General features: G+C 61.0%; 27 protein-coding genes. 16 read left to right on the top strand and 11 right to left on the bottom strand.

The features are described 5' to 3' along the window. Positions 1-138: 138 nt before the first annotated feature. On the bottom strand, positions 139-603 hold the full coding sequence (locus GSM73_RS04685) for a glycine zipper 2TM domain-containing protein (protein ID WP_160891711.1): 465 nt from the start codon (positions 601-603) through the stop codon (positions 139-141). A 172-nt stretch (positions 604-775) separates the two neighbouring features. Here GSM73_RS04685 and GSM73_RS04680 point away from each other — a divergent pair, with 172 nt between their 5' ends. Continuing rightward, positions 776-1,012, top strand: coding sequence for a hypothetical protein (locus GSM73_RS04680; protein WP_047228400.1), 237 nt, complete (start codon positions 776-778; stop codon positions 1,010-1,012). Here the strand turns inward: GSM73_RS04680 and pdxH are convergent. From pdxH to dinG, 4 genes are all read right to left on the bottom strand, one after another. After that, positions 1,009-1,656, bottom strand: coding sequence for a pyridoxamine 5'-phosphate oxidase (pdxH, locus tag GSM73_RS04675; RefSeq protein ID WP_047228401.1), 648 nt, complete (start codon positions 1,654-1,656; stop codon positions 1,009-1,011). The genes GSM73_RS04680 and pdxH overlap by 4 nt on opposite strands. 24 nt (positions 1,657-1,680) lie before the next feature. Then, positions 1,681-2,793: an OmpA family protein gene (locus tag GSM73_RS04670; RefSeq protein WP_160891709.1), complete on the bottom strand. Its 1,113-nt coding sequence runs from the start codon at positions 2,791-2,793 to the stop codon at positions 1,681-1,683. 117 nt (positions 2,794-2,910) lie between these two features. Continuing rightward, the gene (locus tag GSM73_RS04665; RefSeq protein WP_160891707.1) at positions 2,911-4,056 is read right to left on the bottom strand and encodes a serine hydrolase domain-containing protein; all 1,146 of its coding nucleotides are present in this window, start codon (positions 4,054-4,056) and stop codon (positions 2,911-2,913) included. A gap of 161 nt (positions 4,057-4,217) precedes the next feature. After that, positions 4,218-6,362 carry an ATP-dependent DNA helicase DinG gene (dinG, locus tag GSM73_RS04660; protein ID WP_047228404.1) on the bottom strand — a complete coding sequence of 715 codons (2,145 nt, stop codon included), beginning with the start codon at positions 6,360-6,362 and terminating at the stop codon, positions 4,218-4,220. A gap of 99 nt (positions 6,363-6,461) precedes the next feature. Between dinG and GSM73_RS04655 the strand changes: the two genes are divergently transcribed. Beyond that, positions 6,462-6,926 carry a CopD family protein gene (locus tag GSM73_RS04655; protein WP_047228405.1) on the top strand — a complete coding sequence of 155 codons (465 nt, stop codon included), beginning with the start codon at positions 6,462-6,464 and terminating at the stop codon, positions 6,924-6,926. Positions 6,927-7,050: 124 nt separating this feature from the next. Here the strand turns inward: GSM73_RS04655 and GSM73_RS04650 are convergent, their stop codons facing one another. From GSM73_RS04650 to GSM73_RS04635, 4 genes are all read right to left on the bottom strand, one after another. Continuing rightward, a complete protein-coding gene (locus GSM73_RS04650) occupies positions 7,051-7,809 on the bottom strand; it encodes a hypothetical protein (protein ID WP_107321607.1) in 759 nt (252 codons plus the stop codon). Next, positions 7,802-8,074, bottom strand: coding sequence for a DUF1145 domain-containing protein (locus GSM73_RS04645; RefSeq protein ID WP_047228407.1), 273 nt, complete (start codon positions 8,072-8,074; stop codon positions 7,802-7,804). The genes GSM73_RS04650 and GSM73_RS04645 overlap by 8 nt, the downstream gene beginning before the upstream one ends. Positions 8,075-8,219: 145 nt before the next feature. Continuing rightward, complete coding sequence (locus GSM73_RS04640) at positions 8,220-8,945, bottom strand: OmpA family protein (RefSeq protein WP_107321605.1); 726 nt, start codon at positions 8,943-8,945, stop codon at positions 8,220-8,222. A 90-nt stretch (positions 8,946-9,035) separates the two neighbouring features. Continuing rightward, complete coding sequence (locus GSM73_RS04635; RefSeq protein ID WP_047228409.1) at positions 9,036-9,731, bottom strand: OmpA family protein; 696 nt, start codon at positions 9,729-9,731, stop codon at positions 9,036-9,038. Positions 9,732-9,923: 192 nt separating this feature from the next. On the opposite strand from GSM73_RS04635, the gene GSM73_RS04630 reads away from it, so the two are divergent. The 4 genes from GSM73_RS04630 to GSM73_RS04615 all read left to right on the top strand — a co-directional run bounded on the left by GSM73_RS04630 (position 9,924) and on the right by GSM73_RS04615 (position 11,674). Beyond that, positions 9,924-10,421 carry a DUF6231 family protein gene (locus GSM73_RS04630; protein ID WP_047228410.1) on the top strand — a complete coding sequence of 166 codons (498 nt, stop codon included), beginning with the start codon at positions 9,924-9,926 and terminating at the stop codon, positions 10,419-10,421. A gap of 14 nt (positions 10,422-10,435) precedes the next feature. Continuing rightward, the gene (locus tag GSM73_RS04625; RefSeq protein WP_047228411.1) at positions 10,436-10,912 is read left to right on the top strand and encodes a YchJ family protein; all 477 of its coding nucleotides are present in this window, start codon (positions 10,436-10,438) and stop codon (positions 10,910-10,912) included. 67 nt (positions 10,913-10,979) lie between these two features. Continuing rightward, positions 10,980-11,465, top strand: coding sequence for an LEA type 2 family protein (locus GSM73_RS04620; RefSeq protein WP_160891705.1), 486 nt, complete (start codon positions 10,980-10,982; stop codon positions 11,463-11,465). Between the two features lie 5 nt (positions 11,466-11,470). Beyond that, positions 11,471-11,674, top strand: a complete 204-nt coding sequence (locus GSM73_RS04615; protein WP_047228413.1) for an SEC-C metal-binding domain-containing protein — start codon at positions 11,471-11,473, stop codon at positions 11,672-11,674. Positions 11,675-11,855: 181 nt separating this feature from the next. On the opposite strand, the gene GSM73_RS04610 is transcribed toward GSM73_RS04615, so the two are convergent. Then, positions 11,856-12,413, bottom strand: a complete 558-nt coding sequence (locus tag GSM73_RS04610) for a cysteine hydrolase family protein (RefSeq protein WP_076386731.1) — start codon at positions 12,411-12,413, stop codon at positions 11,856-11,858. Positions 12,414-12,553: 140 nt separating this feature from the next. Here GSM73_RS04610 and GSM73_RS04605 point away from each other — a divergent pair, with 140 nt between their 5' ends. The 4 genes from GSM73_RS04605 (at position 12,554) to GSM73_RS04590 (ending at position 18,674) form a co-directional block, all read left to right on the top strand. Continuing rightward, positions 12,554-13,198: a glutathione binding-like protein gene (locus GSM73_RS04605; protein ID WP_160891703.1), complete on the top strand. Its 645-nt coding sequence runs from the start codon at positions 12,554-12,556 to the stop codon at positions 13,196-13,198. 157 nt (positions 13,199-13,355) lie between these two features. Beyond that, complete coding sequence (locus tag GSM73_RS04600; RefSeq protein ID WP_160891701.1) at positions 13,356-15,806, top strand: penicillin acylase family protein; 2,451 nt, start codon at positions 13,356-13,358, stop codon at positions 15,804-15,806. Positions 15,807-15,960: 154 nt separating this feature from the next. Beyond that, complete coding sequence (locus GSM73_RS04595; RefSeq protein ID WP_139051007.1) at positions 15,961-16,986, top strand: ligase-associated DNA damage response exonuclease; 1,026 nt, start codon at positions 15,961-15,963, stop codon at positions 16,984-16,986. After that, on the top strand, positions 16,983-18,674 hold the full coding sequence (locus tag GSM73_RS04590; RefSeq protein WP_160891699.1) for an ATP-dependent DNA ligase: 1,692 nt from the start codon (positions 16,983-16,985) through the stop codon (positions 18,672-18,674). The genes GSM73_RS04595 and GSM73_RS04590 overlap by 4 nt, the downstream gene beginning before the upstream one ends. 36 nt (positions 18,675-18,710) lie before the next feature. Here GSM73_RS04590 and GSM73_RS04585 read toward each other — a convergent pair whose 3' ends face one another. After that, positions 18,711-20,621: a hypothetical protein gene (locus tag GSM73_RS04585; RefSeq protein WP_160891697.1), complete on the bottom strand. Its 1,911-nt coding sequence runs from the start codon at positions 20,619-20,621 to the stop codon at positions 18,711-18,713. A gap of 462 nt (positions 20,622-21,083) precedes the next feature. Here GSM73_RS04585 and GSM73_RS04580 point away from each other — a divergent pair, with 462 nt between their 5' ends. From GSM73_RS04580 to GSM73_RS26890, 6 genes are all read left to right on the top strand, one after another. Further along, a complete protein-coding gene (locus tag GSM73_RS04580) occupies positions 21,084-22,232 on the top strand; it encodes an acyltransferase (protein WP_107321602.1) in 1,149 nt (382 codons plus the stop codon). A 217-nt stretch (positions 22,233-22,449) separates the two neighbouring features. Beyond that, complete coding sequence (locus GSM73_RS04575; protein WP_047228420.1) at positions 22,450-23,232, top strand: transporter substrate-binding domain-containing protein; 783 nt, start codon at positions 22,450-22,452, stop codon at positions 23,230-23,232. A 57-nt stretch (positions 23,233-23,289) separates the two neighbouring features. Further along, positions 23,290-24,018 carry an ABC transporter permease gene (locus GSM73_RS04570; protein WP_047228421.1) on the top strand — a complete coding sequence of 243 codons (729 nt, stop codon included), beginning with the start codon at positions 23,290-23,292 and terminating at the stop codon, positions 24,016-24,018. Then, the gene (locus tag GSM73_RS04565; RefSeq protein WP_047228422.1) at positions 24,015-24,725 is read left to right on the top strand and encodes an ABC transporter permease; all 711 of its coding nucleotides are present in this window, start codon (positions 24,015-24,017) and stop codon (positions 24,723-24,725) included. The genes GSM73_RS04570 and GSM73_RS04565 overlap by 4 nt, the downstream gene beginning before the upstream one ends. A 27-nt stretch (positions 24,726-24,752) precedes the next feature. Further along, complete coding sequence (locus tag GSM73_RS04560; protein WP_047228423.1) at positions 24,753-25,871, top strand: succinylglutamate desuccinylase/aspartoacylase family protein; 1,119 nt, start codon at positions 24,753-24,755, stop codon at positions 25,869-25,871. Positions 25,872-25,884: 13 nt separating this feature from the next. After that, positions 25,885-26,189 (top strand): ATP-binding cassette domain-containing protein (locus GSM73_RS26890; RefSeq protein ID WP_256676703.1); only part of this gene is annotated, 305 nt, incomplete at its 3' end.

Genomic DNA, 26,189 nt, shown 5'->3' with positions numbered 1-26,189 from the left:
CCGCCGTAAGGGCGGAACCGCCAGTGGCCGTCACCGAAAAAACGGATATACACCCCGCCCCCCACCGAAACGAAGCCATAAAAAAAATCGCGCCTCCCCGTTCAGGAAAAAGCGCGATTTTCTCTTAGCGATTCCAGCTTAGTGCGATACGCGGCTCGTACCATCCACAGTGGCAATACGAACCCGCTCACCCACACGGAACACTTCGTTTTCCTGAACCTGCTGCACATAGGCGCGCATGCTGCCGTCGTCTTCGCGAACGGTGATTTCCACACCCTGGGTACGGGTCAGGCCTTCTTCGGTCGCGGAGCCGATCAGGCCGCCGGCCACGGCGCCGATCACGGCAGCAACGATACTGCCACGGCCACCGCCGATGGCGCTGCCACCCACACCACCTACCACCGCACCCGCCGCGCCGCCGATCGGGGTCTTGGTGCCTTCGATCTTGACCGGACGCAAGGCTTCAATGGTCCCCATGCGAATCGTCTGCACGCGACGCGCTTCGTCACGGGAATAGGAGTCACCGGTCAGGCTCGACTGACAGCCAGTGAGCAACATCGCCATCGTGGAAAAGGAAGCAACCAGCAAAACAGACTTACGCATAGCATCAAACTCCAAAAGACAGGTATTCATTAAACTCCGCAGCTTGACGCCTGTCACGGCCTCGCCGGGATAAAATTGTTTTCATTCAGGTGGGATACAGACTCGCCCGAAAAATTCACCCAAACAGTAGCGCCAATTTCCGCTATCCGCGTCACTGGCCTGAGGATTTCTCATGGATTATTTCATCATAGCCGCTACCACCGTCGCCGGTTTGTACTTTCATTGGTGGCTGTACGTGCGGATCAAACGCTGGATGGACCGCGATCTGGCGCTGTCTTTGGCGGGGCAGGATGAGCTGAAAAAAACTTACATGCTGCAACAATTGGCCCACGCCCAGAAGCAAGGGATCAAGCGGCGCGACCTGCCGCAATGGCTTCAGGCCGCGGCGGCAGGGTATATCCAGGGCTAAGGCGCCAGACGCTCGCGGATCCAGCTCGCCTCTTGCAGGCGGTAGTTGAGGCGATCATGCAGACGGCTGGCCCGTCCCTGCCAGAATTCGATACGCTCGGGCAGCAGACGATAGCCCCCCCAATGCTCCGGGCAGTGAGGCTGGCTGTCACTGAAGCGTTGTTCGGTGGCCTTGAGCAAGTCTTCCAGCTCACCTCGACCCGCAATCACCCGGCTTTGAGGTGAAGCCCAGGCCCCGAGGCGACTGCCCAATGGCCGTACCTGATAATAGGCGTCCGACTCTTGCGCCGTGACCTTCTGCACCTTGCCCTCGATACGCACCTGACGCTCCAGCGTCGGCCAGAAAAATGTCATGGCCGCGAACGGGTTCGCGGCCAGTTGCTGACCCTTGGCGCTCTCGTAGTTGGTGAAGAACGTGAAGCCTTGGGCATCGAGCCCCTTGAGCAGCAGGATCCGGCAGTGCGGGCGCCCATCGGCATCCACGGTCGCCAAGGTCATGGCGTTGGCCTCCACCGGCGCCTGTTCGGTTTTCACCGCGTCGGCGAACCACTGGTGGAACAGCGCGAACGGCTCGGCCGGGGCCTGCGCCTCGGTCAGGCCATCGCGGGTGTAGTCGCGGCGCATATCAGCCAGCGTCTGGGTCATGGCGCGTTCCTTGTAGTTAGCCCATCACTGCTTGGATGCATCGGCAGCCGCGACTTTCTTGGCATCGGTAGCGGCTTTGGTCGGTTGCGGCTTCTTCGCCACCGGCGCTTTCTTGGCCGGGGCTTTTTTCGCAGGAGCCTTGGCGACAGCCTTCTTGGCCGGCGTTTTTTTGCTGGCAACAGCCTTGGATTTTTTAGCCGCCGGCGCGGGCGCTGGCGCCAAAGCCGCAGGTTTCACGTCCTGGACCGCCACCAACCTTACTGGTGCCGGGGCCGGCATGTTGTACTTGCTCAGCAGCGCAACCATGGTGTTTTGCGGCGTGACCAGCAGCTCGACACGACGATTCAAAGCGCGACCTTCAACGCTGTCATTGGCGGCACGGGGCGCAACCGAACCCATGCCACGCAGCATCAGGCGATCACGCTGCAAGCCGCTGAGACGGAAAATCGCCGCCACGGATTGGGCGCGTTCCTGGCTGAGCTTCAGGTTGACCGGCGCGGCGCCCGACGTGTCGGCGTGGCCGAGGATCAGCACGGCTGTTTTCGGATCAGCTTCCAGAATTTTCGCAACGCGGGTGAACGGGCCGAGGCTCACCGGCAGCAGCATGGCCGGACGATCCGGGTTGAAGGAGCCGTCCACCGGTGCGGTGACCACCAGCACGTCGTCGCGGCGTTCAAGTTCGAGCTTGCTGTCCTTGATGGCCGTGCGCAATTTTGGCTCGTAGTCGTCGAGCCAAGCCTGGGTGACTTTCGGATCCGGCATCGGCACCGTCTTGGCGGTTTCCTGATCTTTACCGCCGAATGGCCACCACCACTTGCCGTTGCTTTCAGCTTCAGCCTTGGCGACGGTAACCGGCGTCTTGACTTCAGGTTTGGCGTCGACTTTTTTGGCGACGCCGTCGGTGGCGTCATCGGAAGAAAACGGCCACCACCAGTGAGTGGCACCCTCGGCCTTGGCTTGTGGCGCGACGGCAGCCGGTTTCAGCGGCGCCGCTGACGTCGGTTCTTTGGCCGCGACCTTGTCGGAGGCGCCGAACGGCCACCAGCCACTGCCGCCCTCGGCATCATTTTGTGGGGTTTGTGCGCAACCGGTGATAGCGAAGCACAGCGCCAGAGCGAAAGATTTATTCAATGACATTGGATATCCACAAAATGATGTAAAGAAAAAACAAAGGCCATGTTCGGGCCGCATAAACAGACGGTTGGAAACTGAAAGGAACACGAGGTTCCTGTGCCCGCCGCCTTCGCTAACGTTTTATAGACAAGTGGCAAGTACCCGCGCAAGGTTCTGCGCCCGCGGATCCATCAAAACGTATGGCCCGAGGGTGTTTGTCACAAAGCCAAAAGCCACATCGTGCTCCGGGTCGGCAAAACCGATGGAGCCCCCCGCCCCAGGATGACCGAATGCCCGAGGGCCGAGGCCATAGGTCGCGTTCGGCACATCCGGCTGATCGAGCATGCAACCCAGGCCGAAACGGGTCTGGGTCAACAATGTCTTGTCCTCGCCGAAGCTGTGCTGGCGAGTCAGTTCGTCGAGCATTTCTCCCTCCAGCAGGCTGCCGTCCAGCAGGCCGGTATAAAACCCGGCCAGGCTGCGGGCGTTACCATGGCCGTTGGCCGCCGGTTGTTCCATACGCCGCCACTCTGGCTTATTGGTGCTGGTCATGATCGAGGGCGGGTTAGTAAAGGCCCGGGTAGTCATGGCCGTGGGTTCGCGCATCGTCACTTGTAAAAGGCGCTGGGCCGCCGCATCCCCCACATTGCCTTTGCCGCGAGCGATGTGGGCCACGCGATGAAACTCTTCATCAGCCAGGCCGACGTGGAAATCCAGGCCCAACGGCTTGGCAATACGGGCCACGATGGATGCCCCCGGTCCACGACCGTCAGCCCTGCGCAGCAGTTCGCCGACCAGCCAGCCATAAGTGATCGCCGCGTAGCCGTGACCGTCACCCGGCGTCCACCAGGGCGCTTCAGCGGCCAGAGCATCGACCATGGTCTGCCAGTTATAAAGTGCTTCGGGCGCCAGCAATTCACGTAACGCCGGCAACCCGGCCTGGTGGCAAAGCAACTGACGGAGCGTGACGGCTTGCTTGCCGGCTGCCGCGAACTCAGGCCAGTAGCGGGCGACAGGGGCGTCCAGTTGCAGCTTGCCTTCGGCCACCAGTTGCAGGGCGGTGACGGCGGTGAACGTCTTGGTGCAGGAAAACAGATTGGCGATGGTGTCGCTGTGCCAGGCCTCACTGCCATCCTTGTCGGCCGTGCCGGCCCACAGATCGATGACCGTGCGGCCACCAACCTGAATGCACAACGCCGCGCCGCGCTCCTGAGGATCGTCGAACAGCGCGGCGAAGGCTTCACGCACCGCCTCGAATTGAAGCTCATAATGGCCTTGAATCTGCACCCGCAACTCCCTTGAAACAAACACTTTTTTGAAGTGGCCTGCATTGTTTCAGCCATTGAGGTTTTTGGGAACCGCCGCAAGACGGCTGACCGGACTGACACTGCCCGTTTCGCTAAATCCCCTCGCCACAGAGACCTCCTCAGTCAAAAATCACCGGGAGGCTAGGATATCTCCCGCCGAAACGGTGGCAGGGCGTTGAGGATCGCCTTGCCGTAGCGCTGGGTCACCAGTCGGCGGTCGAGCAAGGTGATGGTGCCGCGGTCTTCTTCGGTGCGCAGCAATCGACCACAGGCCTGGACCAGTTTCAGCGAGGCGTCCGGCACGGAGATTTCCATGAACGGGTTACCACCGCGGGCCTCGATCCATTCGGCCAACGCGGCTTCCACCGGGTCGTCCGGAACCGAAAACGGGATCTTGGCGATCACCACATGCTCACAGTAGGCACCGGGCAAATCCACGCCTTCGGCAAAACTCGCCAGGCCGAACAGCACGCTGGAATCGCCGCCATCGACCCGCGCTTTGTGCTTGTTCAGGGTTTCCTGCTTGGACAGGTTGCCTTGGATGAACACTTGCTTGCGCCAGTCGCGGTCGAGGCCGTCGAACACGTCCTGCATCTGTTTGCGCGAGGAAAACAGCACCAGGGTGCCCCGCGAGCCTTCCACCAGTTCCGGCAGGTCGCGAATAATCGCCGCGGTGTGGGCGGCGGCATCCCGCGGATCAGCCTTGAGGTCCGGGACCCGCAGCACGCCGGCGTCGGCATGATGGAAGGGGCTCGGAACCACGGCGGTCACGGCTTTTTTCGGCAGGCCGGCGCGCATGCGGAAACGGTCGAACGTGCCCAGGGCGGTCAGCGTGGCGGAAGTCACCAGCGCGCCGTAGGCGACATTCCACAGGTTGCGACGCAGCATTTCCGCCGCCAGGATCGGGCTGGCATTGACCTCGATGTCGAACAGCGAGCCGCTTTCGGCCAGGGTCAACCAACGCGCCATCGGCGGGTTGTCTTCCGGGTCTTCAGTCGTGAACGCGGTCCACAACTCCCAGTTACCCTGGGAGCGGGACAGCAGACTGCCGAACAACGGGTACCACTCCTCGGCCTGGTTGCTGGCGATACCGATATTGACCTCGCCATCCATGCCTTCCTTGAGCAGGTCGGTCAGACGGGTGAACAGGTCGGTCAGGCGGGCAAAGCCTTTCTTGAGCTCGATGCCCATCTCGCGCATGTGCTCGGGTATGACGCCGCCGACAAAGCGATGGCGAGGTCGATCACGACCCTCGACGTCTTCGCCGGGCTTGAAATCCGCCACTTGTTCGCAGGCACTGAACATGAACTGCTGGTTCGTCTTGATTTCACGGGCCAGCTCGGGCACCTGCTCGATGAACTTGCCCAGGTCACCCGGCAGCGGGTGTTGGGCCAACAGCTTGGTGAGGTTCTTGGCGGTGGTTTCCAGCCAGTCAGCGGTGGAACGCAGCCGGGTGTAATGGGCGAAATGGCCGATGGCCTTGTCCGGCAGGTGGTGACCTTCGTCGAACACATAGATCGTGTCACGCGGATCCGGCAGCACCGCGCCACCGCCCAGGGCCAGGTCGGCCAGGACCATGTCGTGGTTGGTGACAATGACGTCGACCTTGCCCATGCCTTCGCGGGCCTTGTAAAAGGCGCACTGGCCGAAGTTCGGGCAATGACGGTTGGTGCACTGGCTGTGATCGGTAGTCAGGCGTGACCAGTCGGCGTCTTCCAGGGCGGTGGACCAGCTGTCGCGGTCGCCGTCCCATTTATTGCCGGCCAGTTTTTCGATCATGCTGGTAAACAGCTTCTGACTGGCCTCATCGACTTCGATCTTGAAGCCTTCTTCCTCGAACAACTGGGCCGTGGCGGTCTGCGCCTGGCCTTCCTGGAGCAACATGTCGAGCTTGGACAGGCACATGTAGCGCCCACGGCCCTTGGCCAGGGCGAAGCTGAAATTCAGCCCGCTGTTGCGCATCAGGTCAGGCAGGTCCTTGAAAACGATCTGCTCCTGCAAGGCGATCGTGGCCGTGGCGATCACCAGGCGTTTGCCGGCGGCCTTGGCGGTGGGGATTGCCGCCAGGCTGTAGGCCACGGTCTTGCCGGTGCCGGTGCCGGCCTCCACCGCCACGACGGCAGGCTCGCCACTGCGCCGGCCTTCGTCGTCGGTGTCGATGTCACCCAGGACTTTTGCCACTTCGGCAATCATCAGGCGCTGGCCATATCGCGGCTTGAGGCTCTTGGCTTCGAGAAAACGCGAATAGGCGCCCTGGATCGTGGTTTTGAGTTCGGTGCTGATCATGAATGGTCGGGCGCTAAAAACGCTGGATAAATTTTCAGTGGTTCGGATCGGCGGCTATCATACCCCGCTAATCAATCCTGCGCAGAACGGAGTAACTCAATGACACCCTTTGCCCTCGTCTACACCCTGCATTTACTGGCGGCCCTGGTCTGGGTCGGCGGTATGTTCTTCGCCTGGATGATCCTGCGCCCCGCCGCAATCGCGGCCCTTGAGGGGCCGGCCCGGCTCAAATTATGGACAGAAGTGTTTCAGCGTTTTTTCGTTTGGGTCTGGGTCGCAGTGGTGCTTTTGCCGATCAGCGGCGTGGGCCTGATCCACATGCGCTTTGCCGGCTTCGAGACCGCGCCACGTTATGTGCAGATCATGATCGGCTTGTATGTGGTGATGACGGCGCTGTTTATCCGCATCCAGGGATTGCAATTGCCGGCCCTGCGCAAGGCCGTAGCAGCCCAGGACTGGCCGACGGGCGCGGCGGTACTGGGGAAAATCCGGCAGTTGGTGGGGATTAATCTGTTGATCGGGTTGCTGGTGGTGGCGATTGGCGCGGCGCGGCCGATGTTCTGAACTTAGCGTATCCCCTGGTGGGAGCGAGCCTGCTCGCGATAACGGTGGGTCAGTCACATCAAGGTTGACTGATACCCTGCCAACGCGAGCAGGCTCGCTCCCACAGGTCTCGAGCCCAGTCCTCTTAGAATCGCTGCACCGTCACCGCCCCCGCTGCTCCGGCTGGTCCTGGCTGGCCATCGGCACCAGGGCGACCGCTTTTGCCACCGTCGGCGGTATAGACGAAGCACCCCTTGGCCTTGCCGCCAGCGCCGGGTTTACCTCCGGCTCCAGCGGCGCCGCCCGCGCCACCCTCCACCGTAACCTTGATCTGCTCATCGGGATAATCACGGGGCAGTTCGAGACGCACCTGCGCACCCGCCGCACCCGGCTGGCCATCGCTGCCATTGCTGCCGTCGGCACCGCGACCGGCTGCCCCCCACGTACAACCCGGCGCCTGGCCGTTGGCGCCGTCGAGGCCCACGTAACCTGGCGCACCGGTTCCACCGCGGGCATCCACCGACAACAATGGCGCATTCAAGGCATTGAAGCGCAGATTGAGATCACGCCCCGGTCGTGCCGCTTTGGTATAGGTTCCGGGCGCGCCCCGAGCCGTGATCTGACTGCCGTCGGCCAGCTCCCCCTCGGCAACTTTTATCTGCAGTGCCTGTTGCCCAGGCACGATGGCGATGCGTGCTTCGCGCCCCAGGTGCAGTTGGCCAATGGTCAACTCAGTGACGTTGGCAGGCACCAGCAACGTGCCGTAATCGGCCACCTCCAGCCGTTCCAGTGTCAGGGCGCTGGTGGTATTGGGCAGGCGCATCAAGGAATGGGTTTCGACCTGAATCACTTGGGCACTGGCCCAGGGGCACACGAGTGCGACAAGCAGACACAATTTACGCATGGGAAGCCTCGGCGGCGATCGGGAGGGTTTGCAGGTGGAAGATGCCGAACAGCAGCACTCGCAGGCGATCACGGCCTGAAGCTGGCCGGCCGCGCAAGCTGGCTCGAAACAACACCAGTTCCAGCAAATGGATCGCCAGCAACATCGCTGCGCCAAAATTGACCAGCAGATGCAGCGGATGAACGAACGGCATGACCAGGTTGACCAGCACCACCAGCCAGAACAGCAGGGTCAACAAGCGCCCCAGCGCCCATAACAGCTTCATACATCCCCCCGGTAAGTATTATTCTTTGCACGCACAGTAACGGCTTGCGCGCAGAATAAGCCAGAGGCCAGGGCAAATTTAATCTGACGCAAACCTCGACTCGTCGGGTCGCCCCACTGGCGACCCGACGGCTCTGGCACGCGGCTCAGCGCTGGATATGCAACTCAACCCGACGATTCTGCGCCCGCCCCTCATCGGTCTCGTTGTCGGCCACCGGCTCGCTTTCACCCTTGCCTTCACTGGTGAGCTTGTCCGGCGAAAGCCCCTGGGTAAGCAGATATTCCACCACGCTGCTTGCCCGGCGCTCGGACAGCCCCTGGTTGTAGGCATCAGTGCCGACGCTGTCGGTGTGCCCCACCACGCGAATACTGGCGACATTGGCATGACTCAATTTGCTCATCAGCCCATCGAGTTGGCTTCGCGCGTCTTGAGTGAGATCGGATTTATCGAAGTCGAACAGCACCTTGCCGGCATCGTTGAGGGTGATCACTTCAGTGGCCGGTGCCTGAGGTTCAACCGGCGGAGCGCTGGCCGGGTATTGCGGCAACGGGCAACCGTGATGTTCAACCGGGGTATTGGCCGGCGTGTCGGGACAACGGTCACGGCGGTCGAACACGCCGTCATCGTCCTCGTCGCCATCCTGGGCGTAGCAGATCAGGCCGCCGGTCAACAGCCCCAGCGCAGCACCGCCCGCCGCCCAACCGCTGCTTTCGAGGGCCCCCAGGCCGCCGCCAACCAGACCGCCGATCAAGCTACAGACTGGCCAGGTGCGTTGATTAAGCGGTGCGCCGCCATCGCTGTGAGTGGCACAACCTGACAATAGACTGCCCGCCAGCAGTACCGGTAAGGCGGCCCTGAGTAGAACCTTCATGGTGAATGCTCCTGTGTTACCGGCCCATACCGGTCACACAGGAGTAAAGACCCGCATCCGCGACTGTACAAGCCGCGGATGACGGGGGCTTCAGCGATTTATCTTGATCTCCGTGCGGCGGTTCATGGCCCGACCATCGGCGGTGCTGTTGTCCGCCACCGGCTGGCTCTCACCGGCACCCTCCACCGAAACGAAGCTGGAACGGGGCACGCCGCTCTCAACCAGGTATTGCACCACCGCGTTGGCCCGTTGTTCAGACAGGCGCTGGTTATAGGCATCGCTGCCGACGCTGTCGGTGTGGCCGGTGACGCGCAGTTGCGCGGTGGACGTTTCCTGTTTGAGTCGGGTTGCAATCGTGCTCAGGACCTCCTTGTCTGCCGCCGTCAGCGTGGCCTTGTCGAATTCGAAATGCACGTCTCGGATAACAATGGTTTCTTCCTGGACCACCACGACTTCTTCAACCATCGGCGCCGGTGCCGGTGGCGGGCAGCCGTCGGCATCGACTTGCACGCCCTTAGGCGTGCCCGGGCATTTGTCGCGACTGTCCGGCACGCCATCGCCATCCTCATCGCCGTCGCCATGCACCCAGCAATAAGCCGCCGCCATGGTGCCGACAAACAATGCACCACCGCCGGCCCAGGAGGTGCTTTCGATGGCGCCCAATCCAGCGCCCGTCACACCGCCAACCGCCGCGCAGGTCGGCCAATCGGTTTTTTGCAAACCTGCGCAACCAGTCAACACACCGGTCAGCAGAACCAAGGGTAACGCTGTGCGAACTATGCTCATTGGGTTTTCTCCTTGAGGGATCGGCTTTGCGCCGATTCAGGGGAGTAAAGACCCGACTCCGCATCCGCGCCAGCATCACGCTATCGCGGTTTTTGCCCCCTATTTGCCGTAGATCGATACGTTTAAGCACAAACCGCTCTAGGCCATGGGGTCCGCGCAGGCTATCGTGGCGGCTCTGACAGAGGAACTTCGATGACCGTTGCCATTTCTTCCCGTACGCCCCAGCAAGCCCTGGCTGCCGTGCTGGACCGTTATGCCCCGAAAAAACTGCTGTTGATCGGGGCCAGCAGCTTCCCTGCCCTTGAGGCGTTCCAGCAAGCGCATCCTGATACTGAAGTGGTCCACGCCGCCCCTGGCGCCCTTGCGGCGGACGTGGCGGCGCGACGTTTTGACCTGGCCCTGGCGCTTGATTGCCTGGAGCATTTGCCCAAACGTGACGGTCTGAACCTGTTGGGTGGCATCCGCAATCTCAACGCCAGCCGTATCGCCGTGCTGGCGGACCTCAATGCCTGCGGCTGGCAAGAAACTGATTTCTTTTCCCTGGCCCTGCAGGCCAGTGAGCGATTCCAGCGCGAGGAGCAGGTGCTGACCCTGTTTACCTACGATCTGCTTGAATACAAACAAGTCCCTGACTGGCTCAACTCACGCTTTTGGGCCAACCCGGAAAACTTTGGAAAATACTGGTGGTAGCCGTGAACACAAGCATGCACACAACCATTTGCCCGTGCGGCAGTGGCAACCCACTGGACGCCTGCTGCGGCCATTACCACGATGGTCACCCGGCGCCCTGCGCCGAAGCCTTGATGCGTTCGCGTTATAGTGCCTACGTGCTGGGATTGGTGGACTATCTGGTAGCCACGACCTTGCCCGCCCAGCAGGACGGCCTGGATCGCCAATCCATCAGCGAGTGGAGCGCCAAAAGCACATGGCTCGGACTGGAGGTGGAAAGCAGCGAAGTATTCGGTGGCCAACCCGAACACGCCTTTGTCACCTTCACCGCGCGCTGGCACGACGGCCAGGGGGAACATAGCCACCGCGAACAGTCATCCTTCGTACAGAACGGCGCACGCTGGTACTTCATCGACCCGACAGTGCCAGTCAAGACCGGACGCAACGACACCTGCCCGTGCGGCAGTGGGCACAAATTCAAGAAGTGCTGCGCAGGCTACTTTAATCGCTGATATCGGAATCGTCCGACACTGCTGCGCTCGCCAGCAGGCTAGACTGGGATAAACCAGAGGCACGGACATGACCCTTTCATCACATCTGCTGCGCATCACTTGCCTGCTGCTGTTCATCGGGCTCGGCAGTTGTGCGTCCTGGCGAGGTGGTGAGGCCCCTGAACCGCAGGTGCATCTGACCAAGGTCGAGGTGGTACGGGCGCGGCTGGTGGAGCAGAAGTTCATGCTGCACTTTCGTGTGGACAACCCCGACGACAGTGATTTGACCGTGCGCGGCATAACCTACCGCATTCATCTGGGCGACCTGTTGCTGACCGAAGGAGAGCACGAGCACTGGTTCACGGTGCGTCCCGGGCATAGCCGCTACTTCAGGGTTCCGATCCGCACCAACCTGTGGCCGCAGGTACGCAAGCTGGTGAAAATGCTCGAAAAACCCCGCCAGCAGATCCCCTATCGCCTGGAAGGTGAGCTGGAAACCGGTTTATTCATCGCCCACTACGTGCACCTGAGGCGCAATGGCGTGATAATCGCCGCCGATTTTATTGCGGAGTAACCCCGATGACCCAGCAACCCCACGTCCATGGCCCTGACTGCAACCACGATCATGACCATCACCACGATCATGATCACGGACATGTCCATGGCCCCAACTGTGGCCACGCCCACCAGGAACCCGTGCGCAACACCCTGAAGGATGTCGGCCGCAACGACCCTTGCCCATGCGGCAATGGCAAGAAATTCAAGAAGTGCCACGGCGCTTGATGATCCGGGCGAAGATTATCTTCGCCTGTTGAATCGTCCTCGCGAGCAGGCTCGCTCCCACAGGGGCCTGCGGCGATCACAAAATCCGGATTCACCACTGAACCCTGTGGGAGCGAGCCTGCTCGCGATGGGGCGTTTGAGGCTAATCCATACCGGCTGGGGCAACCCCACACACTCGGTTTCAACCCGCCGCAAGAATCTGCTTCACGCTGACCACCGTCGCATACTCGCCATGCAAGTTGCCCAGCGACATGGCATGCACCTCGCCAGCCGAACGGGCATGGCCGAAATAGTCAGCCTTGTCGAAGGTAAAACACGCGTCCTCGGCCACCCAGGTGTCGAATCCCAGATTGCCGGCCGTACGCGCCGTGGACTCCACCGAGTTGTTCGTCGCCACGCCCACGATCACCAATTGCTCAATCCCCGCTTCCCGCAAGTCTGTCTCCAGGCGCGTGCCGCAGAACGCATCCGGCACCTGCTTTTGAACCAGCCTTTCCCCGGCTAACGGCTCGAACCGCTCCTGAACCTCCACGCCCGATTGCCCGGGCCAGAACACTGAGTCCGGCGAGCGGGACAGGTGGTGGACATGAATCACCGGCCGTGCCGATTGTCGCCAGAAATCGAGCAACTGGAGCATGCGCAGCTCCGCATCGGGGTTGTTGCGAGGGCCTAGCCTGGGGTGAAGGATGCCTTTTTGTTGATCGATAAGAATCAACGCTGCGTTTTTCTGTAACTCCATGCCGGTTTTCTCGTGTTCGGTCATTGAATTTTCCACACTTGAGCATCACCTCTTCCTACAGGCAAGCCTTTCGGCAATCAGGACGACCTCCCGCCGTCATGTGTTGTCCATCCATCACGCTGTCTTATCTGGAGCCCTCCATGATCGACCTGTATTACTGGACCACGCCCAACGGCCATAAAATCTCGTTGTTCCTTGAAGAAGCCGGCATGCCTTACAAGGTGCACCCGATCAACATCGGCCAGGCAGAGCAGTTCAAGCCCGACTTCCTGAAAATCGCTCCCAACAACCGCATTCCGGCGATCATCGACCACGAACCCGCCGATGGTGGCGAGCCGATTTCGCTGTTCGAGTCGGGCGCGATCCTGCTGTACCTGGCGGAAAAAACCGGCCAGTTCATTCCAGAGAATTTGCGCGGCCGGCAAGAAGTGTTGCAGTGGCTGTTCTGGCAGATGGGCGGCCTGGGGCCGATGGCGGGGCAGAATCATCACTTCAGCCGGTTCGCCCCGGAAAAAATCCCCTACGCGATCAAACGCTATGTCGACGAAACCGCTCGTCTGTATGGTGTGCTGGATCGCCGCCTGGCGGACCGTGAATTCGTGGCGGGCAACGAGTACAGCATTGCCGACATGGCGATTTATCCCTGGACCGTTTCACACCAATGGCAAAGCCAGCGGCTGGAAGACTTCCCGAACGTGCAGCGCTGGTTCAATCGCATCAAGGAGCGCCCGGCCACTGCCAAGGCCTATGCCCTGGTGGACAAGGTCAACCCGCCCAAGCCCTGAGCCCTCCTGATACACCCAAAACCCTGCTGTGGGTAAGCCTCACAGCAGGCTTTCATCGCCAAATCAACAAATAACCCCTGCCCCCGCTTGCGCGCCCTCCTCCTGCTCACTAACGTAGCGCCTTTATCGGTGCCCCCCCTCCTGCAGGAGCTTTGCCATGGCCTCGCCAGCCTCTATTTTTTCCTTCCCCCGGCTCGGCGTTGCCGCCGCAGTGGCCAGTGTGCTCGGTCTGAGCGGTTGCCAGACCTGGAACGCCCAGGACACGGTTCCTCCGACGTCCGGCGTGCAACCGCTCAAGGGGCTGGCACAGAACGTTTCGGTTCGACGCAATGCCATGGGTATGCCGCTGATCGAGAGCAACAATTTCCATGACGCCCTGTTCAGCCTCGGCTACGTCCATGCCAGCGACCGCATCAGCCAGATGGTGACCATGCGCCTGCTGGCTCAGGGTCGTCTGGCAGAAATGGCCGGCGCCGAACGACTGGACGTCGATCGCTACATGCGTGCGGTCAACCTGAAGAAAAGCGCCGACGAGCTGTACAAAGCCTCCTCGCCGCGGCTCAAACGCTTCTTCGAAGTCTATGCCCGCGGCGTCAACGCGTACCTGTTCCGCTATCGCGACAAGTTGCCGCCGGACCTGGCCGCCAACGGCTACAAACCCGAATACTGGAAACCGCAAGATTCGGCGCTGATGTTTTGCCTGCTCAATTTCAGCCAATCGGCCAACCTGCCGGAAGAAATCGCCGCCTTGGTGCTGGCCCAGACGGTCACCCAGGACAAACTGGCCTGGCTGAGCCCCTCGTACCCGGATGAACAACTGCCGATGGCCGAGGCCGATAAGCTCCAGGGCCTGCGGCTCAGCGGTCAGGTCCCGGGCCTCAACGAAGTCAGCAAGGCCAGCGCTCAGTTGTCCGAACTGAATTTGCTGAATATTGCTTCCTCCAGCAACTGGGCCATCGCCCCGCAGCGCAGCCGCAACGGCAAGAGTCTGCTGGCCAGCGACAGCCATGGCCCATTGAGCGTGCCGTCACTGTGGGTTCCCGTGCAGATTCGTGCGCCCAAGTATCAGGCCGCCGGGGTTTCCGTGGCGGGCATCCCAATGATTCTGGCGGGGTTCAACGGCAAAGTGGCCTGGAGCATGAGCAGCGTGTTGGGCGACAACCAGGACCTGTTCCTGGAAAAAATCCGACGCCAGGGCAATGGTCTGTCCTACGAGGTCAACGGCAAATGGCAGCCGGTGATGGTCCGCAACGAAACCTACTTCATCAAAGGCCAGCGGCCGATTCGCGAAGCGGTGTACGAAACCCGCCACGGCCCGCTGCTCAACAGCGTCCAGGGCTCGGCCATGGCCAACGGTCTTGGCCTGGCCTTGCAGACGCCAAGCTTTAACGACGACAAAACCCTGGACGCGTTCTTCGACTTGTCCCGAGCGCAGAATGTCGAGAAAGCTTCCGATGCCAGCCGTGAAATCCGCGCCATCGCGGTGAACATGATCTTTGCCGACGCCAGCCACATTGGTTGGCAAGTTACCGGGCGCTATCCGAACCGCCGCGAAGGCGAAGGCCTGTTGCCATCGCCCGGTTGGGAAGGTCGCTACGATTGGGATGGCTACGCCGACCCGATGCTGCACCCCTACGATCAGGATCCGGCCCAGGGCTGGCTCGGCGCCGCCAACCAGCGAGTCATTCCCGACGGCTACGGCATGCAGTTGTCCAATTCCTGGGGCGCACCGGAGCGCGGCGAGCGTATAGCCGAGCTGGCCGGGGCCGGCAGGCACGACAGCCGCAGCCTGACTGCCATGCAATATGACCAGACCACGACCTTTGCCGCCAAGCTCAAGAAAGTCTTCGAAGCCCCGGGCATGGCCCAACCGCTCAAGCAGGCGATCGATGCGCTAACAGTGGCGGACCGGGCCAAGGCTCGCGAGGCCTATACCCGGCTGATGGCTTTCGATGGCCGGCTCAGCCCAGGCTCCGCCGACGCGGCGATTTATGAACTGTTTCTGCAGGAAAGCATGAAGCAGATCTTCCTCGACGAACTGGGCCCGGACAGCAGCCCGGCGTGGAAAGCGCTACTCGCCAACGGTCAGTTATCCTACTCGGCCCAGGCCGATCACTTGCTCGGTCGCGAAGACAGCCCGTTCTGGGACGACGTGCGCACACCGCAGAAGGAAGACAAATCCGTGATCCTGGCCCGCAGCCTGGCAGCGGCCATCACTGCTGGCGACAGCCAGTTGGGCGGTGACCACAAGGCTTGGCAGTGGGGCAAGCTGCATCGCTACGAATGGAAGAACAGCAGCGGCCAAATTGTGCGCGGCCCCCTGCCCGCCGGCGGCGATGCCTCCACGCTCAACAGCTCGGCATTCGCCTGGGGCGAGAATTTCAACACCACCCAGGCACCGGCCATGCGATTCATCGTCGACTTCGGCCAGCCCGAGCCGTTGATGATCCAGGGCGGCACCGGCCAGTCTGGCAACCCCGCCAGCCCGAACTACGTCAATGGCATTGATCCGTGGATCAAGGGGAACTATCAGAATCTGCCATTGCAGCCGCAGAACTTTGAGCGGGCGTACGGCAAGGCGCGCTTGACCCTGGTCCCCGGTAAATAAGCTGTCCGGTGTGGCGAGGGAATTTATCCCCGCTGGGCTAAACCCCCTCGCCACATTTGTCCGCCCTGCCACCTGATCCTGCCGCACCAAACCCGATAGAACTTCTCCTCCCGCCCCCGCCTCTACCAGACAAGCCCATCTTCCCGGTGAATGCATGGATCTTGTCATTGCCCGCCCCGAAGGCCTGTACTGCCCGCCCGGAGATTTCTACATCGACCCCTGGCGTCCGGTGGAACATTCGGTCATCACCCACGCCCACGGCGATCACGCCCGTGGTGGCAACCAACACTACTTGGCAGCGGCCCCCGGCGAAGGCATTTTGCGTTCGCGATTGGGCCAGGACATCAACCTGCAAACCCTGGCCTACGGCGAGCGGTTGCTGCACCACGGCGTGAGCTTGAGTTTTCATCCTGCCGGCCACGTGCTGGGTTCGGCCCAGGTGCGCCTGGAATATAAAGGCGAGGTCTGGGTGGCGTCCGGGGACTACAAGGTCGAACCCGACGGCACCTGCGCGCCGTTCGAACCGGTGAAGTGTCATACGTTCATCACCGAATCCACCTTCGGCCTGCCGATCTATCGCTGGCAGCCTCAAGCGCAGGTCTTCGACGAAATCAATCAGTGGTGGCGCGGCAACATTGCCGTCGGCCGGGCCAGCGTGCTGTTCTGCTATTCCTTTGGCAAAGCCCAGCGGATCCTCCACGGAATCGACGCGAGCCTGGGTCCGATCCTGGCCCACGGTGCGGTAGAACCCCTGAACCGGGTCTACCGCGAGGCCGGGATCCGTTTGCCAGCGACGATCTATGCCGGCGACATCAAAAAGAACGACCCAATCATGAACCAGGCGCTGATCATCGCTCCCCCCTCTGCCGGTGGGAGCACCTGGATGCGCCGTTTCGGTGACTACAGCGACGCCTTCGCCAGCGGCTGGATGCGCCTGCGGGGCACCCGTCGGCGACGCGGCGTGGATCGCGGCTTTGTGCTGTCCGACCACGCCGATTGGCCCGGCTTGCTCTGGGCAATCGAACAGACCGGCGCCGAGCGGGTGATGGTCACCCACGGTTCAGTGGGCGTACTGGTGCGCCATTTGTGCGAGCAAGGCCTGGATGCCCAAGGCTTCAGCACCGAATACGGTGACGATGAAGAAGACTCAGGCAGCGCCACCGACGAGGACGCGTCATGAAAGCCTTCGCCCAGTTGTATGCCGAACTGGACGCCACCACCTCCAGCAATGCCAAGCTCGCCGCCATGCAGGATTACTTCACCAAGGCCCCGCCCCAGGACGCAGCGTGGGCCGTGTATTTCCTGTCTGGAGGGCGCCCGCGACAACTGGTACCGGTCAAGACCTTGAGGGAACTGGCGGTGCAGATATCCGGGTTGTCGCTGTGGCTGTTCGAAGAAAGCTATCAAGCCGTGGGTGATCTGGCTGAAACCATCTCACTGGTCCTGCCAGAATCACCTCAACGTTCCGACGAAGGCCTGGCGCTGTGGATCGAAGAGAAACTCCTGCCGCTGCGCGGTGAATCGCCCGAGGTGCTGGCGGTGCGGTTGCCGGCGTTGTGGGCGCAACTCGACCGAGCCAGCCTGATGCTGTGCATCAAACTCATCACCGGCAGTTTCCGCGTGGGCGTGTCCAAGTTGCTGGTCACGCGCGCGCTGGCGGCCATGGCCGGGCTGGACAGCAAACGGGTCGCCCAGCGGCTGGTGGGGTATACCGACCTGTCCCATCGTCCGACCGCTGCAGGCTACCTCAAGCTCATCGCTGCCGAATCCGCTGATGAGCACGCCCAGCGCGGCGGCCAGCCTTATCCGTTCTTCCTGGCTCATGCGTTATCGCAAGCGGTGGAGCAATTCGACACGACGCTGGGACCGGCCAGTGACTGGCAGGTGGAATGGAAGTGGGACGGAATCCGCGCCCAGGTGGTCAAGCGCGATGGCCATTTGTGGGTCTGGTCCCGGGGCGAAGAGTTGGTCACCGAGCGCTTTCCCGAATTGCACAGCCTGGCGCAGGCGTTGCCCGACGGCACGGTGATCGACGGCGAAATCGTGGTATGGAAAGCCGCGCCGCCATCCACTGCGGATGCCTTCGATCCGGATACGCCGCTGGAACCGAGGGTGCAGCCCTTTGCCCTGCTGCAACAACGCATCGGCCGCAAAACCCTGGGCAAGAAAGTCCTCGAAGACGCCCCCGTGGTGGTGATGGCCTACGACCTGCTGGAATGGCAAGGCGAGGACTGGCGCAGTCGTGTGCAGACCGAGCGCCGCGAACAACTGCAGACCCTGATTGCCCACTGCCGCAGCGCGGTGCTGCTGCCCTCCCCGATCATCACCGGCAAGGATTGGTTCGACCTCGCCCGGCAGCGCGAAGCGTCCCGCAGCCTCGGCGTCGAAGGCATGATGCTCAAGGCCCGCGACGCGCTGTACGGCGTTGGCCGGACCAAGGACATGGGCGTGTGGTGGAAGTGGAAGATCGACCCGTTCAGTGTCGACGCGGTACTGATCTATGCGCAACGCGGGCATGGCCGCCGCGCCAGCTTGTACAGCGACTACACCTTCGCCGTCTGGGACAACCCGCCGGGCAGCCGCGAACGCACACTGGTGCCGTTCGCCAAGGCGTATTCGGGGCTGACCGATGAACAAATGCGTCAGGTCGACAGCATCGTGCGCAAGACCACCGTGGAAAAGTTCGGCCCGGTGAGCAGCGTCACGCCGACCCTGGTTTTTGAGCTGGGCTTCGAAGGTATAGCCTTGTCCAAACGCCACAAGAGCGGGATCGCCGTGCGCTTCCCGCGGATGCTGCGCTGGCGCCAGGACAAAAGCGTCGAGGAGGCTGACACGCTGGCGACGCTTCAGGATCTGTTGAAAGGTTGACCGTTCTCCTCCGAACAGGGCCAGCGTCGGCCCGTGTCATGACGCCCTCCACATCAAGGCGAAAATACTTTCACCCGGTACTTCAAAACGTATGCGTCCATCCCGGCACTGGACAGGGGCATCGCGCTGGCGGCTATCAGGACCGAAAAGGGCGAGGGATGGGCAGGCAGTGCCTGCGCCCTGCAGGCTGACCCGTTGCAGACGGTCGCCCTTGTTCACCCCCAGCACGCTGCGTTCGTTGCCACGGGCCATCGCCAGGGCATCGACCTCGAACGCGCTGTTGTCCATACGCAGAACCTGATCGAGCCAGTGCGACTGGATGAATTGCTGCGCCAAGCCTACCGGTTTGAGCTCGAAGCGATCGGGTCCTGGCAGGCGGATCATGCCTTTGAGGTGGTGCGGATCGTCAGCGGCCTGAAACCAGTTGAGCACGTCGAGCAAACCATCCTGGGCTGAGTTGATCGCAACCGAGGCCCACCAGAGCGATGCGAAGTGCGTCTCCTGTTCGTAGGGGCTCACGCTTGAGCCACTGGAGATATTGGTCTGGTCCAGCAACAGCGCCTTGCGTGGCCGGCCATTGGCTTGCAGGCCGACGACTTCGGCAGCCCGGCGCACGGAGTCGCGGTAGACCCGTGTGGCCAGCAGGTCGCGAATCATCCACTCGTGCCAGGCCAAGGCATCGATCTGTGCCGCCGATTCGTCGAGCATCCGCCGAGCCCAGTCGATGCCACGGTGCTGGGCGCCTCGTCGCGTAAACGGTCCGTTGACGAAACGCGAGCTGGCGGGCATGGCGATGCGCACACCGGCCTCCCGCGCCCCCGGGTAGTCGAGCACCTGACGATACATGGCGTCGAAGAAGTGCTTGTACGTCGCATAGTCGGGATAGTTGTAGTTGGGTTCGTCGGCAAACGAGAGGTAGTGCGTGCCGCTACCCAGGGCTACGGTGGCCGCCAGCCAGGCGTTCAGGCCGGCGTTGCTCTGGCTGTTGGCCTTCAGGTCGGCCTTACGCCCAGTGGCGGCCAGCAAGGTGATGTTCGTATCGATGCCACCGCGTTCCAGATAAAAACGTCTGAAGGCATCTTCGTAATGGGGGTCAGCGGCCATGATGTCGACGGCGCTGTAAAAGCTGCCCGCACGGGGCTTGAGCGCGTCGAGCGCGCTGTAGCTTGCCGGCGGTGGAAGCAGGTAGGGCAAGGCCAAGCCCAGGCGCGGCGTGGGGCCCAGCATGTCGGGGTGCAGGGCCAGTTCGGTGCGGCCGCTGTCCTGCCGCAGCGGCTGCAGGTGCTGCGGGCGCTGGGCGAACAGGTTGGCGGTGCCGTCCAGCCAGAAGGCCGCTTTGCCTCTACCTTGCAGGCGCAGGCGCCAGTCTTGATCCCTATCGCTGACGGGTAAGGCAACCTGGTCGAACTTCGGGTACTCCTGGTAGGGCTTGAGCCTCAGTTCGACTGTTTTGCCATCGCCCAGGCGCTCGGCATTCAGAGCTCTGACGCCGCCGAAATACTTGCCTGCCAAGATCGCCTGCTCGCCACCGCGGACCTTGAAATACAACTCGACGTTGGCGGCGGTCTCGACGCTGAAGTGCACTTTCGTCGGCGCGAACAGGGCGACGGTCTTGTCGTCGTGCTCGAAGCGATAGCGCCTGAAGCTATAGCCGGGGACTTCGACACGGTAACTGGCGGCGCTGGCGGGCAATGCCCAGTCTTGTTTGCCGCTCCCTTCGCTGGCGGGAATAAAACGCTCGTCGCGCAGTTGCCCCTGGCCGTCGAGCAAGTAGATGCGTTCTTCATTAGCGTCGGTTTGCCAGGCCGGCACCCAACTGACGCGCAAGGTGTCATCGCGCCCTGCCTGCAAATAGAGGCTGCCGTCACGCACATCGCCCCAGCGCATTGGCGCGGCCTGGGCCAGGCTGCTGAACGCCAGCGTTAATATCACGGCGATGCGTTTCATAATGTCCTTTTCACCATCTAACTGAGGCGCGTTGGCGCTCTGCCATCATCGCTCTATACAGTAGTCGCTGTGTAACAGGCGTGAGAAAAATAGTGTGAATCGTCGATGAACGGCATTTGAAGATATGTATTCAGATGGCGTTTTATGCGCTTCTAAAAAAACTATTGATGTCCCGCCCACTAGCAGTTTTTCTGACGCCGTAATTGCGTCATCAGGGTATCTATCACGACAATAAAAAACCGACTTGCTCTTTTAAAGAGCAATGCTAACGTGACATCAGAGCCCACTATTTATTTAAGTGTCTTAAACCGTCCAGATCCTGCGCCAGGCCCTTCATGCAACAGTGACGGGGATACCCTCATTCAGGGAGTGGGCAGCCGCCCTCCCAGGGTGCTGCCCCAATGACGTGGCGACCGGAGTGAAACCCAAGACGTGCCAATCGTACAAGCAAGGGAGCCTGACATGCGCGCAGAGCAGCGGTTTCATTCACTGGACAGTTTCAGGGGATTGATGGCCATTTCAGTAATGCTCTATCACTTGCGCGTCAGCGGTAGTTTCACCGAATGGTTGTTATTCCGTCACGCTGAAGTATTTGTATCTTTCTTTTTTGTATTGAGTGGCTTTGTATTGACGCACGCCTATGGCAGCTCGGTAAAATTTAACTTTAGAAAGTTCTTCATTTCACGAACCTTCCGCTTGCTTCCCTTGCACCTCTTTATGTTGGGCGTCTTTATACTGTTAGAGTGCGGTCGATATTGGGCTGCGCAAAAAGGCATGGACTTCAACAATGCGCCATTCTCAGGAAAGTTCGCCCCTTCTGAAATCCTGCCGAATGCACTGCTGTTGCAATCCTGGACGCATTTGACTAACCCACTGTCATTCAACTATCCGTCCTGGAGCATCAGTATCGAGTATTACACCTACATGATCTTCGCCCTGATCGTGTGTATCGCTTTCGGCATCAGGACATGGATATGGGCGACGGTGATGCTCCTGGCCTTGGCGCTGATGTATGCCGGTAATACCTTCTTCACCATCGAGTCGCTGCGCGGCCTCGCTTACTTTTTCACTGGCTGTCTGGCTTACGCCGTGTACCTGAGGCTCCCTCAGCCCAGCCGGGCCCAGACCTGGTTATTGAGCACGCTTGAAGTGGCGGCTGTGACAGTGGCGCTGATTTTCGTGATCAACGATTTTGCAGGCAAGCAGTTGTGGGCCAGTCCGTTGTTCGCTGTCATCGTTGTGATATTCGCCTTTGATCGTGGCGCCGTGTCGCGGCTGTTGGCGGGCCGTGGCTTCGGTTTTCTCGGCAAGTTGTCTTATTCCATCTACCTGACCCACGCGGCCGTTCTGTTTTGCGTAGTGTCGGCATTCATGGTGGCGAAGAAAATCGTTGGCGTTGACATTGCACCGGTGATCGACGGGACTCGCTACCTGGACCTCGGTAATGTACTGCTCAACAACCTCATCGCTTTGCTGGTAACGGGATCGGTAGTCCTGGTGTCGATGTTCACCTACCGATATGTCGAAATGACCGGGCAATCCCTTGGCCGAGCGCTTAGCAACACCCCCTCGCACAGCGGTCCGGTATTGAGACCTGATACCGAGGCGTGAAAAAACAGCAGCGTCCGCGCCATCCTGGTGCATCTTTTAATGCCTGCTCATCCCCGCGCACCATCACGTCCCGCTGGCTGCCGCCAAAGTTTTTAAAACGCTTGTTCGGCACTCTGGTTCGGAAATTGCTACCTTTATGCCGTCATACCGTTCTCGCCTTCACCGGTAACAATACTTACGCGCCACAAGCGCTCATATTGGTTTTAGGGATTGAATAATGAAAAAAGCACTGCTGACCCTTTCTGCACTGGCGTTGTGCATGGCCGCCGGCGTCGCCACGGCCAAGGAATACAAGGAACTGCGTTTTGGTGTCGACCCGTCCTATGCCCCGTTTGAATCCAAGGCCGCCGACGGTAGCCTGGTAGGTTTCGATATCGACCTGGGCAATGCAATCTGCGAAGAATTGAAGGTCAAGTGCCGCTGGGTCGAAAGCGATTTCGACGGCATGATCCCTGGCCTGAAGGCCAATAAGTTCGACGGCGTGATCTCGTCCATGACCGTGACCCCGGCCCGGGAAAAAGTCATCGACTTCTCCAACGAGCTGTTCTCCGGCCCGACCTCGTATGTGTTCAAGAAGGGTTCCGGCCTGAGCGAAGATGTCGCGTCCCTCAAAGGCAAGACCGTCGGTTACGAGCAAGGCACCATCCAGGAAACCTATGCCAAAACCGTACTGGACAAGGCTGGGGTCAAGACCCAGGCCTACCAGAACCAGGACCAGGTTTATGCCGACCTGACCTCCGGCCGCCTCGATGCGTCGATCCAGGACATGCTGCAGGCCGAACTGGGCTTCTTGAAATCGCCAAAAGGTGGTGACTATGAAGTCAGCAAACCCGTGGACAGCGAACTGCTGCCTTCCAAGACCGCCATCGGTATCAAGAAAGGTAACAAAGAGCTGAAGGCTCTTTTGGATAAAGGTATCAAAGCGTTACACGAAGACGGCAAGTACGCCGAGATCCAGAAGAAACACTTTGGCGATCTGAATCTGTACAGCGGCAAATAATGCGCAGCGCCCATCCGGCCTCGGATGGGCGCTTTTTTTCTGCCAAAGGCCTCTTCCATGTTCGAACAACTCCTACAAAATCTGGGGCTCAGCGCCTTCAGCCTGCAGGGCTTCGGCCCGCTGCTGATGCAGGGCACCTGGATGACCATCAAGCTGGCGGTCCTGTCTTTGTTACTGAGCGTTTTGCTCGGCCTGCTGGGGGCCAGCGCCAAGCTGTCCAGCGTCAAACTGCTGCGTATCCCGGCCCAGCTCTACACCACGCTGATTCGCGGCGTGCCGGACCTGGTGCTGATGCTGCTGATCTTCTACAGCCTGCAAACCTGGCTGACCTCTTTTACCGACTTCATGGAATGGGAATACATCGAGATCAACCCATTCGGCGCCGGGGTCATCACCCTGGGCTTCATTTATGGCGCGTACTTCACCGAGACCTTTCGCGGGGCGATTCTCGCGGTGCCCCGGGGTCAGGTCGAAGCCGCCACGGCGTATGGCCTCAAGCGTGGCCAGCGTTTCCGGTTCGTGGTGTTTCCGCAAATGATGCGCTTTGCCCTGCCGGGCATCGGCAATAACTGGATGGTGATGCTCAAGGCCACCGCGCTGGTGTCGATCATCGGCCTGGCCGATTTGGTCAAGGCAGCCCAGGATGCCGGCAAAAGCACCTACCAACTGTTTTACTTCCTCGTGCTCGCGGCGCTGATCTATCTGCTGATCACCAGCGCGTCCAATGTCGTGCTGCGCTGGCTTGAACGCCGTTACGCCGCCGGTGCACGGGAGGCGGTGCGATGATCGAACTTCTTCAGGAATACTGGCGACCGTTCCTCTACAGCGACGGCAATCACATCACTGGCCTGGCCATGACGATGTGGCTGCTCAGCGCCTCGCTGCTGATCGGCTTCGTGATCTCGATCCCGCTGTCCATCGCCCGGGTCTCCCCCAAAGTCTACGTACGCTGGCCAGTGCAGTTCTACACGTACCTGTTCCGCGGCACGCCGCTCTACATACAGCTATTGATCTGCTACACCGGCATCTACAGCCTCGAAGCCGTGCGCGCCCAGCCCCTGCTCGACAGCTTCTTTCGCGATGCGATGAACTGCACGATCCTGGCCTTCGCCCTGAACACCTGCGCCTACACCACGGAAATCTTCGCCGGGGCGATTCGCAGCATGAACCATGGCGAAGTCGAAGCGGCCAAGGCTTATGGCTTGACGGGCTGGAAGCTGTACGCGTACGTGATCATGCCGTCGGCGTTGCGACGTTCGCTGCCGTACTACAGCAACGAAGTCATCCTGATGTTGCACTCGACGACCGTGGCGTTCACCGCTACCGTTCCAGACGTGCTCAAAGTCGCCCGGGACGCCAACTCGGCCACCTTCCTGACCTTCCAGTCGTTCGGTATCGCCGCGTTGATCTACCTGACCGTGACCTTTGCACTGGTGGGCCTTTTCCGCCTCGCCGAACGCCGCTGGCTGGCCTTTCTCGGGCCGACTCACTAGGGCTTCTGTTCCAGGACATACACGCAAATGCGCCACCAGATTCATGACCTGCTGGCCCCACTGCCGGGGACCGCACGCAAGATCCACAGCTTTCACTTCGGCCCGGAAGAAGCCGTCGGCAAAATCTACATCCAGTCGTCCCTGCACGCTGATGAGTTGCCCGGCATGCTGGTGGCCTGGCACCTCAAGCAGCGTCTGGCCGAGCTTGAGGCATCCGGTCACCTGCGGCACGAAATCGTGCTGGTGCCCGTGGCCAACCCCATCGGCCTGGAACAAGTGCTGATGGACGTGCCGCTGGGCCGCTACGAAATGGAGAGCGGGCAGAATTTCAACCGCCGGTTCGTCGACCTGAGCGAAGAGATCGGCAACCAGATCGAAGGCCAGCTCACGGATGATCCACAGCACAACCTGATGCTGATCCGCGAACACCTGCGCGACGCCCTCGCCCGCCAGACCGCCAGCACGCAATTGCAATCCCAGCGCCTGGTTCTGCAACGGCTGGCCTGCGACGCCGACATGGTGCTGGACCTGCATTGTGATTTCGAAGCGGTCGCTCATCTCTACACCACCCCCGAAGCCTGGCCTCAGGTCGAGCCGCTGGCCCGCTACATCGGCGCCGAAGCGAGCCTGCTGGCAACGGATTCGGGCGGTCAGTCGTTCGATGAATGCTTCACCCTGCTCTGGTGGCAACTCAAGGAGCGCTTCGGCGAACAATTCGAGATTCCCCTGGGCAGTTTTTCGGTCACCGTCGAACTGCGCGGCCAGGGCGACGTCACCCACGACCTGGCGAGTCTCGACTGCCAGGCCCTGATCGAATACCTGATCCGCTTCGGTGCCATTGACGGCGAACCGATGCCCTTGCCCGACCTGCCCTACCCGGCTACGCCGCTGGCCGGCGTGGAGCCGGTGGCGACACCGGTCGGCGGCCTGCTGGTCTACAGCGCCGTGCCCGGGGAGTACCTGGAGGCGGGGCAACTGGTGGCGCAAATCATCGACCCCATCAACGACACCGTCACCCCCGTTCATTGCTGCAATGCCGGGCTGCTGTACGCCCGCTCGCTGCGTCGCATGGCCACTGCCGGCATGGTGATCGCCCATGTCGCCGGCGCCGAAGCCTACCGCAGCGGCTACCTACTTTCGCCTTGAGGATGCATGCCCCATGTACAAACTGACCATCGAAGGCCTGCATAAGAGCTATGGCGAACATCAGGTGCTCAAAGGCGTTTCGCTCAAGGCCAGGACCGGCGACGTGATCAGCCTGATCGGCGCCAGCGGCTCGGGCAAAAGTACCTTTTTGCGCTGCATCAACTTTCTGGAACAACCCAACGACGGCGCAATGAGCCTGGACGGCCAGGCGATCCGCATGATCAACGACCGCCACGGCATGCGCGTGGCCGACGAAAAGGAACTGCAGCGCCTGCGCACCCGCCTGGCCATGGTTTTCCAGCACTTCAACCTGTGGAG

Origin of the sequence: Pseudomonas sp. PICF6 (assembly GCF_009831705.1) — a bacterium.
In the GTDB taxonomy this organism is placed as follows: Bacteria; Pseudomonadota; Gammaproteobacteria; order Pseudomonadales; family Pseudomonadaceae; genus Aquipseudomonas; species Aquipseudomonas rhizophila.
Note: the sequence above shows the minus strand (reverse complement) of the source record. Positions and strands in the feature narration are given on the sequence as shown.